This is a genomic window from Bacillus sp. D48C, assembly GCF_053345735.1.
In genome coordinates, this window is the sequence record NZ_JBKFAQ010000012.1 from 53,289 (window position 1) to 64,855 (window position 11,567).

At 36.1% G+C, this 11,567-nt stretch carries 7 protein-coding genes and 2 riboswitches; of the genes, 5 read left to right on the top strand and 2 right to left on the bottom strand.

Annotated features, from left to right (window positions below):
* The first annotated feature begins 72 nt into the window (after positions 1-72).
* The 3 genes from ACLBXA_RS23570 (at position 73) to ACLBXA_RS23580 (ending at position 5,672) form a co-directional block, all read left to right on the top strand.
* On the top strand, positions 73-1,710 hold the full coding sequence (locus ACLBXA_RS23570) for a PTS transporter subunit IIBC (RefSeq protein WP_144514460.1): 1,638 nt from the start codon (positions 73-75) through the stop codon (positions 1,708-1,710).
* Between the two features lie 4 nt (positions 1,711-1,714).
* On the top strand, positions 1,715-2,506 hold the full coding sequence (locus tag ACLBXA_RS23575; RefSeq protein ID WP_000771994.1) for an endonuclease/exonuclease/phosphatase family protein: 792 nt from the start codon (positions 1,715-1,717) through the stop codon (positions 2,504-2,506).
* A 304-nt stretch (positions 2,507-2,810) separates the two neighbouring features.
* On the top strand, positions 2,811-5,672 hold the full coding sequence (locus tag ACLBXA_RS23580; RefSeq protein ID WP_000810075.1) for a YhgE/Pip domain-containing protein: 2,862 nt from the start codon (positions 2,811-2,813) through the stop codon (positions 5,670-5,672).
* A 38-nt stretch (positions 5,673-5,710) separates the two neighbouring features.
* On the opposite strand, the gene topB is transcribed toward ACLBXA_RS23580, so the two are convergent.
* On the bottom strand, positions 5,711-7,900 hold the full coding sequence (topB, locus tag ACLBXA_RS23585) for a DNA topoisomerase III (protein ID WP_000047320.1): 2,190 nt from the start codon (positions 7,898-7,900) through the stop codon (positions 5,711-5,713).
* Between the two features lie 191 nt (positions 7,901-8,091).
* Positions 8,092-8,204, top strand: a riboswitch (TPP riboswitch).
* Positions 8,205-8,276: 72 nt separating this feature from the next.
* Between topB and thiM the strand changes: the two genes are divergently transcribed.
* Entirely contained in the window at positions 8,277-9,086 is an 810-nt protein-coding gene (gene thiM / locus ACLBXA_RS23590; RefSeq protein WP_001056107.1) for a hydroxyethylthiazole kinase, read from the top strand.
* Positions 9,087-9,091: 5 nt separating this feature from the next.
* Positions 9,092-9,760, top strand: a complete 669-nt coding sequence (thiE, locus tag ACLBXA_RS23595; RefSeq protein WP_003255464.1) for a thiamine phosphate synthase — start codon at positions 9,092-9,094, stop codon at positions 9,758-9,760.
* A gap of 116 nt (positions 9,761-9,876) precedes the next feature.
* On the opposite strand, the gene ACLBXA_RS23600 is transcribed toward thiE, so the two are convergent.
* Positions 9,877-11,190 (bottom strand): anaerobic C4-dicarboxylate transporter family protein, encoded by a 1,314-nt coding sequence (locus tag ACLBXA_RS23600; RefSeq protein ID WP_000498722.1) that lies wholly within the window; start codon positions 11,188-11,190, stop codon positions 9,877-9,879.
* A gap of 281 nt (positions 11,191-11,471) precedes the next feature.
* Positions 11,472-11,556, top strand: a riboswitch (cyclic di-GMP riboswitch).
* Positions 11,557-11,567 lie beyond the last annotated feature (11 nt).

Below are 11,567 nucleotides of genomic sequence, written 5' to 3' on the forward strand. Positions count from 1 at the left end.
CGTTTTCATAAAGGGAACAGAAATTATAATTTAAATCATTATGTTGTTATAAATAAAGGGGAGGAAGAACAGATGAAAATTACGTCTTTTGATTTTTGGCAAAAGTTCGGGAAAGCGTTATTAGTTGTTGTAGCTGTAATGCCAGCAGCCGGTTTAATGATTTCCATCGGTAAGTTAATTGGGATGTCTGCTGGGGATGTTAACGCAGTTCATACAATTGCTCGCGTAATGGAAGACATCGGTTGGGCAATCATTACAAATCTACACATTTTATTCGCAGTAGCAATTGGGGGATCTTGGGCGAAAGATCGCGCGGGTGGTGCATTTGCAGCGCTATTAGCATTCGTCTTAACAAACCGAATTACAGGAGCTATATTTGGGGTAAACGCTGAAATGTTAGCGGATTCAAAAGCGAAAGTTTCTTCAGTAATAGCGGGAGATTTAATTGTAAAAGATTACTTTACTTCTGTACTTGGTGCACCTGCATTAAACATGGGAGTGTTCGTAGGGATCATCACAGGTTTCTTAGGAGCTACTTTATATAACAAATATTATAACTATAATAAACTGCCACAGGCATTAGCATTCTTTAATGGAAAACGATTTGTACCATTCGTTGTAATTCTTTGGTCTACAGTTACTGCGATTGTATTATCACTTCTATGGCCATTCATCCAAAGTGGGTTAAATGAATTTGGTCGCTGGATTGCAGCTTCAAAAGATAGTGCACCAGTTGTTGCACCGTTTGTATATGGAACGGTAGAGCGTTTATTATTACCATTTGGTTTACACCATATGTTAACGATTCCGATGAACTATACAGAGCTAGGCGGAACATATACGATGCTAACTGGTTCAAAAGTTGGACAAGTTGTAGCAGGACAAGATCCATTATGGCTTGCATGGATTACAGATTTAAATAATTTATTAGCAAATGGAGATACGAAGGCATATAACGATTTATTAAATAACGTTGTACCAGCTCGTTTCAAAGCTGGACAAGTTATCGGCTCAACAGCAGCGTTAATGGGGATTGCATTTGCGATGTTCCGTAACGTTGATAAAGAAAAGCGTGCAAAATATAAACCAATGTTTTTATCAGCAGCATTAGCAGTATTCTTAACAGGTGTAACAGAACCAATTGAATTCATGTTCATGTTTATTGCTCCAGTATTATATGTTGTATATGCTATTACAACAGGACTTGCATTCGCACTAGCTGATTTAATTAACTTACGTGTTCATGCATTTGGATTTATTGAGTTAATTACTCGTACACCAATGATGGTTAACGCAGGTTTAACAAGAGACCTAATCAACTTTGTTATTGTTTCATTAGTGTTCTTCGGTCTTAACTTTACACTATTTAATTTCTTAATTAAAAAATTCAACTTACCAACACCAGGGCGTGCAGGTAACTATATTGATAATGAAGATGAGGCATCAGAAGGAACAGGAAATGTACAAGATGGTTCATTAGCAACAAAAGTTATCGATTTATTAGGTGGAAAAGAAAATATTGCTGACGTAGATGCTTGTATGACACGCTTACGTGTAACAGTAAAAGACTTAGATGTTGTTGCACCAGAAGCACAGTGGAAACAAAATGGTGCTTTAGGGCTTATTGTAAAAGATAAAGGTGTACAAGCGGTATATGGTCCGAAAGCTGACGTATTAAAGTCAGACATTCAAGATATGTTAGGTGCGTAATAATATGAAATTGCTAACTTTAAACTGTCATTCTTGGCAAGAAGAGAATCAAATAGAAAAGATACAATACCTTGCTAAAGTAATTCAAGAAGAAGAGTACGATGTCATCGCATTACAAGAAGTAAGTCAGTCCATACAAGCTGAAAATGTATGCGGTAACAAGAAAAAAGATAATTTTGGACTTTTACTATTAGAAGAGTTAAAAGCGCTACATGTAAAAGATTACAATATTACTTGGGATTTCTCTCATATTGGTTATGACGTGTACGAAGAAGGATTAGCGATTATAACGAAGCATAATATTATAAAAGAAGATACGTTCTTTATTTCAGAAAACGAGGATACAACGTATTGGAAAACGCGTAAAATTGTAAGTACAACAATTGCTTATAATGGTAAGGATATAACGTTTTACTCTTGCCATCTCGGTTGGTGGAATGATGAAGAAGAGTCATTCAAAGGTCAATTCGATCGTTTGATGGAGCGTGTAGATAGCAATAAGCTCGCCTTCTTAATGGGGGATTTTAATAACAATGCTCGCTTGGAAGGCGAAGGTTATGAGTATATGATGCAAAAAGGGTTGTATGACACATATGAATTAGCAATAGAGAAGGATGAAGGAACGACTGTCCAAGGCGAGATTGCTGGTTGGGATGAAAATAAACATAATTTGCGAATCGATCTAATATTGTGTAACCAAAGTAAAAAAGTTCATTCTTCAAAAGTTATTTTTAATGGTACAAACAGAAATGTAATTTCAGATCATTTCGGTGTAGAGGTTCAATTGGATATATAATAGAAGAAATCCTCACAGAGAATAAAAGCTGTGAGGATTTTTTTAGGAATACAAGTATTTCCAAGAGAAAATACTTGTATTTTTTATGACATTTCATATATATTTGTTATTATTGAATGTAAAACCGATTCGGTCATTTTGTATTCATACTTTGACTCACTTCGTTATATAATGAAGTAAGTGAAAGTTAATGGGAAAAAATAGTACGTTTTTGGTTAATACACGATGTAGAAAGTGATATAATTGCAAAATGCATGTATCATTTTCTAAAGAAGGAAAAATATATAATTAGGTGATAACTTCTATGAAACAGATTTGGCGTATTTATAAGACAGATTTACGGAATGTAGCCAAACATTGGGCTGCAATTGTTATTGTTTTAGGATTAATGATTTTACCATCGTTATATGCATGGTTTAACATTAAAGCTTCTTGGGATCCGTATGGAAATACAAAAGAGGTTCCCATTGCAGTTTCTAACCAAGATGCAGGTTCTAATTTAAGAGGGAAAGATATTAATATCGGGAAAGAGATTGTAGACTCCCTTAAGAAAAACAAAAATCTTGGCTGGAAATTTGTAGATGAAAAACAAGCAATTTACGGAGTTGAGCGTGGGGATTATTATGCAAGTATTACGATTCCAAAAGACTTCTCTGAAAAAATCGCAACTGTTCTGGATGAAAATCCGAAAAAACCAGAACTGGATTACTATGTGAATGAAAAAGTAAACGCGATCGCACCGAAGATTACAGCAAAAGGTGCATCAGGTATTACAGAAGAAATTAGTAAAAACTTTGTTAAAACAGCAAACGGTGAGATTTTTAAAATTTTCAATGACCTTGGAATCGATTTAGAAACAAACTTACCAAGTATCGAAAAAGTAAAAGATCTTGTATTTAAGTTAGAAGCGCAGTTCCCAGAAATGAATACACTCATGGATAAGGCGTTAGATGATGCGACTCGAGCAGAAGATATTGTGAAAGTGGCGCAAAAAGATTTACCTGTTGTAGAGAGTGTAATAAATGATGGGCAGGAAGCATTGGCGAATTTAGATAAGTTCTTTGCAAGACAAGATCAAACATTAAAAAACGCTCCAGGAACGATAAGAAATGATTTAGTAGTAGCAAAAGGCGTTATGGATAGTGCAGCTGTATTTACTAACTTTTTAATGAATCCAGGTGTGGATTTAAATATTCCTGATTTCTCTGGAATGAATGGATTACCTGAATTCCCTGCAAGACCGGACCTTTCTAAGTTGAATAATGACGGATATAAAAGTATAGCGCAAAATATTAATCAAACAGTAAATAATGTTTTAAGCTCATCACGTGCAGGAACAGCTTATGGGAAAAGTGTTTTAAATGGATTGCAAAATGGTCAGTTTGATCCAGAACAAGCAAAGAAAGATTTAAATGCAGTATCAAATCAATTGCAAGCTCGTACAGAAGGTATTTCGTATCTTATTAATGTATTTACTGAACTTCAAAACTCAGCGACGACTGATTTTGGAAAAAGCTTTTTCCAAGGGCGAGTGGATCGCCTAACTAAGCTGAAAAGTGGTATGGAAAATGCAAACAACGGTATTAAAGATATTGTAAATGTTATCGGTACAGGACAAGAAGTAAAGAAAGATGTAACAGATGTAGCAAATCAAAAATTAGATGCAGCAAATGCATTAATTGATCAAGCTGAAAAAGATTATAATGAAACGTTTGTAGCAGATTATAAAAAAGCAGTTAGCACAGTAGATCAAGCTAAAGCTAATGCGAATGAAATATACGATAATGCAAAAGCTGATTATGATAAAGCGAAAAATGGTCTAGAAAGTACTAAATCTAGTGTCCAAAAAGCACTAGAGGATGTACAAAACAAAGGTATTAATGGTTTAGAAGGTTCGAAGGAAGCCTTGAAAAGCTTAAATGGTCAATTCCAATCTGGAATCGGTTTAATTGATGATATGATTCCAGTTCTAGAAAGTACAAATAAGGTTTTAGCGGATGTAAATAGTGATAAAAACCTTAATAATGGAATCGCAAAATTAAATAAAGCGAAAAGTAGTCTGCAAAAAGGTGTAGATGCAACGAATAAGGGGATTACACTTCTTAACAATGGACAGAAACCTACAAAAGATGTAATTGAAAGTATTAACAATGCTGCGAAGGGCGGATCAGCTCAATTAACAGATGTATTATCGACGTATGATTCAGAGATTGTACCTAACTTCAATACAGCAATTGCTCGTACAAAAGAGATGTCGAAAAATACAACTCAAATTTTAAACGATGCAGACAAAAAGCTTCCAGATGTTAAAAAGTTACTAGAAGATTCATCAAAAGGCTTGGTAGACGGTAGAAAGAAATTAGTAGACATTAAAGCTGAAATGCCGGAGACTGAGAAAAAGATTAAAGATTTAGCAAATAAAATTCGTGATTTTGAATCTGAAGAGGATTTAAAAGACATCATACGCTTATTGAAAAACGATGTTGAGAAGCAAAGTGATTACTTTGCGAATCCAGTAAATTTAAAAGAAAATAAATTATTTGCGATGCCGAACTACGGTTCAGCGATGTCACCATTCTATACAGTGCTTGCATTATGGGTAGGCGCATTATTAATGGTTTCATTATTAACGGTAGAAGTACACGAAGAGGGCGCGAATTATAAGAGCCATGAAATTTACTTCGGACGTTTATTAACATTCTTAACGATAGGTCTTTCACAAGCGTTTATCGTATCGATGGGAGATATATTCTTACTCGGTACGTACGTAGTCGATAAGTTCTGGTTTGTGTTATTTAGTTTATTTATTGGTGGAGTCTTCGTTTGTATCGTATACTCACTCGTTTCTATTTTCGGAAACGTTGGGAAATCGATGGCGATCATTTTACTTGTACTGCAAGTAGCAGGATCGGGCGGAACATTCCCAATTCAAATGACACCAGCGTTCTTCCAAGCAATTTATCCGTTCTTACCGTTCACGTATGCAATTAGTGCAATTCGTGAAACAGTTGGCGGAATGCTTTGGGATATCGTAACACGAGATTTACTTGTGTTAAGTGTTTTCGTAGTAGTTATGATTGTTGCTGCGTTATTACTGAAAACACCAATTAACAAATCAAGTGAAAAATTTGTTGAGAATGCAAAAGGAAGTAAAATCATTCATTAAGAAAAGGTTCCTACCGAGAGCGGTAGGAACCTTTTTGTTTAATCGAACTTTAGTTTTTTTAATGCGTCTGCGAACGGGTTGTTTAATGGTTCTTCTTCTTTTTTCTGTTGTTTCATATATTTTTGAACGTCACGTTTATCAGCTTTGTTTCCAGATTCTTTTTTACGTCGCTCTTGGAATGTTGATAATTTCTCGCGATAGCCACATTTACATGCAAAGATTTGACCTGCACCTTCACCACGTAATTCTAGTTTCTTCTTACATTGCGGACAGCGAGCGTTTGTTGTACGAGATACATTTTTACGATGACCACATTCACGATCTTGGCATACGAGCATTTTTCCCTTTTTGCCGTTTACTTCTAGCATTGGTTTACCGCAGTCTGGACAAGACTTCGTTGAAATGTTGTCATGTTTATATTTTTTATCACTCGATTTAATTTCAGAAACAATTTCTTTCGTATAGTTCTTCATTTCAGAAATGAATACTTCTTTTTTCAGCTTACCTTTTGCGATAGCCTCAAGTTTTTGTTCCCATTCACCAGTTAGTGTAGGGGATTTTAACTCTTCTGGTACTAAATCAAGTAATTGACGACCTTTTGATGTAATGTGAATATCTTTACCACGTTTTTCAATTAAGAAAGAGTTGAAAAGTTTGTCGATAATATCTGCACGTGTCGCTACAGTACCTAATCCACCAGTCGATTTTAACGTATCAGCAAGTTGTTTATTTTGCGTATCCATATATTTTGTAGGATTCTCCATTGCTGAAAGTAAAGTTGCTTCATTAAAGCGTGCAGGTGCTTTCGTTTGACCTGATGTTTGCATAATTAACTTTACAGTTAATGTATCGCCCTTTTCGATGTGGGGTAGAAGCTGCTCTTTTACGTCATCAGTTACATCATCGTCTTCAAATCGATTTTCGTATACTTCCTTCCAACCAGCATGTAAAATTGTTTTTCCGCGTGCAATGAACGTTTCACTACCAACTTTGGTACGTAATGTTAGTTGCTCGTATTCGAATGCTGGGAATAAAACAGCTAAGAAACGTTTTACAACTAAATCATAAATTTTACGTTCTTTATCTGTGAATGCTGAGAAGTTAACGTATCCTTCTGTTGGAATAATCGCATGATGATCGCTTACTTTACTATCATCAACAAATGATTTATTAGCCTTGATAGGCTTTTGTAATACTTTATGTGCTAAAGGACGGTACTCTCCAACGCCACATGCTTTTAAACGTTCTGGAAGTGTTTCAACGATATCAGATGAAATGTAGCGTGAATCTGTACGAGGGTACGTTAGCACTTTATGTTGTTCATATAACTTCTGCATAATGTTTAATGTTTCTTTCGCAGAGTAACCGAACTTTTTATTTGCATCACGTTGTAATTCAGTTAAATCGTAAAGACCAGGAGAGAATGACTTCTTCTGTTTTTTATCAATTTCCACAACAGTAGCATGTTGTTTATCTAAACCTTTTACAATACCATCAATTTTTTCTTTATTAAAACTACGGCTATTGCCATTTGCATCTTGCCAAGTAAGTTTGAGTTTCTCCATCGTTTGAGCTTCGATGCCGTAGTAAGTTTGTGCTTTGAAGTTCTTGATTTCATCTTCACGACTAGCAATCATAGCGACAGTAGGCGTTTGTACACGACCGCAATTTAACTGAGCATTAAAGCGAGTCGTTAAAGCGCGAGTTGCATTAAGACCGATATACCAGTCAGCTTCTGAACGTGCAACTGCTGAAGCGTATAAATTGTCATAGGCTTTACCTGGTTTTAAATTTGCAAAACCATCTTTAATTGCTTTATCGGTTACAGAAGAAATCCATAAACGTTTGATTGGTTTGTTTAGCTTAACTTTATCGATGATCCAGCGTGCGACTAATTCCCCTTCACGTCCAGCGTCTGTTGCTACAATAATTTCATTTACATCTTTTCTAAGTAGCTGACTCTTTACAGCATTAAACTGTTTACCAGTTTGTTTAATAACCGTTAATTTCAAACGCTCTGGTAGCATCGGTAAATCTTCTAAATTCCACTGTTTATATTTCACATCATAGCTTTCTGGATCTGCTAATGTAACGAGATGACCTAAAGCCCAAGTTACAATATATTTACTACCCTCAAGATAGCCGTTTCCTTTTTTATCACACTTCAGTACACGAGCAATATCTCGTGCAACGGAAGGCTTTTCAGCGATTACAACGCTTTTTGACATATTAAAAACATCCTTTCAAATTTCCATAAGTTAAATATAGCATACATCTTCTTGAGATTCAGTTTCGCTTCATATTTGAGCTGTTTTTAGTGGAATGAACAAAATCCTCACTGATTAAAGTTTCACTTTATATAGAAAAGTAAAGAACTTGTTATTTTACTAGAATAAGAGTAGACTTTGAAGTAGATGAATAAGAAACACATGGGAGTTTGTGGATACAAACTGAGAGTATGGCTACTAGTCCGTCATTGACCATTTGAACCTGTTGGATAATGCCAGCGTAGGGAGAGTGTAAAAGCACATGTTCAGGCACTTTGCGTACGCGCGAAGTGCCTTTTTGTGTATCTCCCATCATTATAGTTAGGAGATGAAAAGGATGAATATGAAAGAAATTAGTAAAGTAGTGGATTTGGTGAGAGAATCTAATCCGCTCGTTCATAATATTACAAATGTTGTTGTAACAAATTTTACTGCTAACGGTTTGTTGGCACTTGGGGCATCGCCTGTAATGGCGTATGCAAAAGAAGAAGTAGCAGAAATGGCTAGCATTGCTGGAGCGTTAGTATTAAATATGGGAACACTTCGTCCTGAGGAAGTAGAAGCGATGTTACTTGCTGGTAAATCAGCAAATGTGAACAATGTGCCAGTACTATTTGATCCAGTTGGTGCAGGAGCAACTTCGTATCGAACAGAAGTTGCGAGACATATTCCAGCCGAAATAGATTTAGCAATTATCCGCGGCAATGCGGCTGAAATAGCAAACGTTATTAATGAGAAATGGGAAATTAAAGGGGTAGACGCTGGTACTGGAAATGGCAATGTTGTAAGTATTGCAAGGCAGGCAGCAGATGAACTAAATACAGTTGCTGTCATTACTGGAAAAGAAGATGTTGTTACAGATGGAGAGCGAACTGTTCTTATTCGAAATGGTCATCCTATTTTAACAAAGGTTACGGGAACAGGGTGTTTACTAACTTCGGTAATAGGAGCATTTGTAGCAGTAGAAAAAGATTATGTAAAAGCAGTAGTAGCCGCATTAACGTTTTATGGTGTAGCTGCGGAACTGGCAGCTGTTAAAACAGTAGAAAAAGGGCCAGGTAGTTTCCAAATTGAATTTTTAAATCAATTAGCGAATACAACTTCAGCTGATATTGAGAAGTATGGGAAGATTGAGGAGTTAGAGTAAGGGGGATGAAACATACGATGCGCATTGAAACAAAGAAAATGTCTAAGTTATTACAAGTGTATTTTATTATGGGAAGTAATAACTGCACGAGGGATCCTTTAGCTGTATTGAAAGAAGCGTTAGATGGTGGAGTGACACTTTTTCAGTTTCGCGAGAAGGGGGAAGGTTCTTTAATCGGAGGAGATAGAGTGCGCTTTGCAAAAGAATTGCAGACGCTTTGTAAGGAATATAGTGTTCCTTTCATTGTAAATGATGATGTAGAATTAGCCATTGAATTAGATGCAGATGGTGTTCATGTAGGACAAAATGATGAAGGGATTACATCTGTTCGTGAAAAAATGGGAGATAAAATTATCGGCGTATCTGCTCATACAATTGAAGAAGCACGCTTTGCAATCGAAAATGGAGCAGATTATTTAGGTGTTGGACCTATTTTCCCAACGAGTACGAAAAAAGATACGAAAGCGGTTCAAGGAACGAAAGGATTAGCTTATTTTAGAGAACAAGGAATTACAGTGCCAATCGTTGGTATTGGTGGGATTACAATTGAAAATACAGCGGCAGTTATAGAAGCGGGTGCGGACGGTGTTTCAGTTATTTCAGCAATTAGTTTAGCTGAATCTGCGTATGAAAGTACGAGAAAATTAGCTGAAGAAGTAAAGAGAAGTTTGTAGAAAAGGACATGTAGTATTTTAAGTGCTACATCGAGAAGTAGACTGCCCAAAAAATTTAAACAAACATTTGATTAAAAAAGCACAAACCTTTTTAAATAAGGGTTTGTGCTTTTTCTTTAAAACATAATAGAAATTAAAAGCATTCCAATTCCGATAGAAGTAAATGTTGCAATTAAGCCTGGAATCATAAAGCTATGATTTAATACGTATTTACCGATACCTGTTGTACCAGTACGGTCAAAGTTAATGGCAGCAACGATTGTCCCGTAGTTTGGAATGAAGAAATATCCGTTTACTGCAGGGAACATCGCAATCAGTAGTGCTGGTGGAATACCAAGGGATAGTCCAAGTGGCATTAAGGCACGTACTGTTGCTGCTTGGCTGTACAGTAAAATAGATAGAATGAATAGTGCGATGGCAAATAGCCAAGGTGCACTTGTTACTAAATGCTGAATAGATCCTTGAATCATATTTAAGTTTCCATTAAAGAAAGTATCTCCCATCCAAGCGATACCGAAAATAGCAACAACTGCTGTTGCTCCTGCTTTAAAGACGTTACCAGACACAATGCTTTCTACATTTGGTTTACAGAAAATAATAATAAGAGCCGCGATAGTTAACATAACCATCTCAATTGTGTTCGGCATGGAAAGACGGGCTAACTTCCCATCAACTATCCATCCTGGACGAAGTGCTTCAAATGAACCAAGAAGTACAACAAGGAAGGTTCCTACAAGGAAAAGGATAACTGATAATTTGGCGCCCTTTACACCTACAAATTCTTTTTTCTCTTCAAGCTTAGGAATCATTCCTTCTTTTAATCGTTTTAAGTATTCAGGGTCTTCATTTAATTCTTTTCCCATCTTACTAGCAACGAATGCTGCTAACATACAAGCAATGAAAGTAGAAGGAATACTCACTTTTAAAATATCTAATAAAGTGATTTTATAGTCAGCTAACATTGCTAAAAGAGCAACTGTGGCAGCTGAAATTGGGCTAGCTGTAATTGCTTGTTGAGAAGCGATTACGGCAATCGACATTGGGCGTTCCGGTCTAACCCCTGATTCACGAGAGACTTCTGCAATAACAGGAAGTACAGAATAGGCAACGTGACCAGTACCTGCACATAGTGTGAATAAATAAGTAACAATTGGAGCAAAAAAAGTAATACGCTTTGGATTTTTTCGTAATGCTTTTTCAGCTAGGTGAACAAGATAGTCCATTCCTCCAGCAGCTTGCAAAGCACCAGCGGCTGTAATTACTGCCAAAATCATAAGCATTACATCGATAGGAGGCGCGGTTGGTTGTAAGTGGAAGACAAAAACGAGTATTGCCATACCAACTCCACCCATTACTCCTAAACCAACTCCGCCTAGGCGTGCACCAATAAAAATACAGAGTAACAAGGTAAGAAATTGTAGCCAAAACATGATAAACTACCTCCGAAATTCATTAGTTAAGATATATTCGAATAGTTTAATTTGAATGAAAATTAAATAAATACCCGAAGAAATCCTTGTTATTTATACATTTTTTATTATATAACACAAAAAAAGTAACATTCACGTACTTTTTGAAATTATTTCGAAAAAGCAATTCGTTAAAAATTTGTATTTATATCTCTAAATAAGTAGACATTTTGATTTATATGTTGTAACCTTTGATAGAGAATATATGATTCTCATAGAACTCCCATATCGTTCAACTCGTTCAGCGAGAAAGGCAAACTGATGGAAACATGAGGACGCAAAACTACAGGAGCTAAGGTCGAAAGGCTATGCTAGCCAGTTACCGGACGGATAGGGTT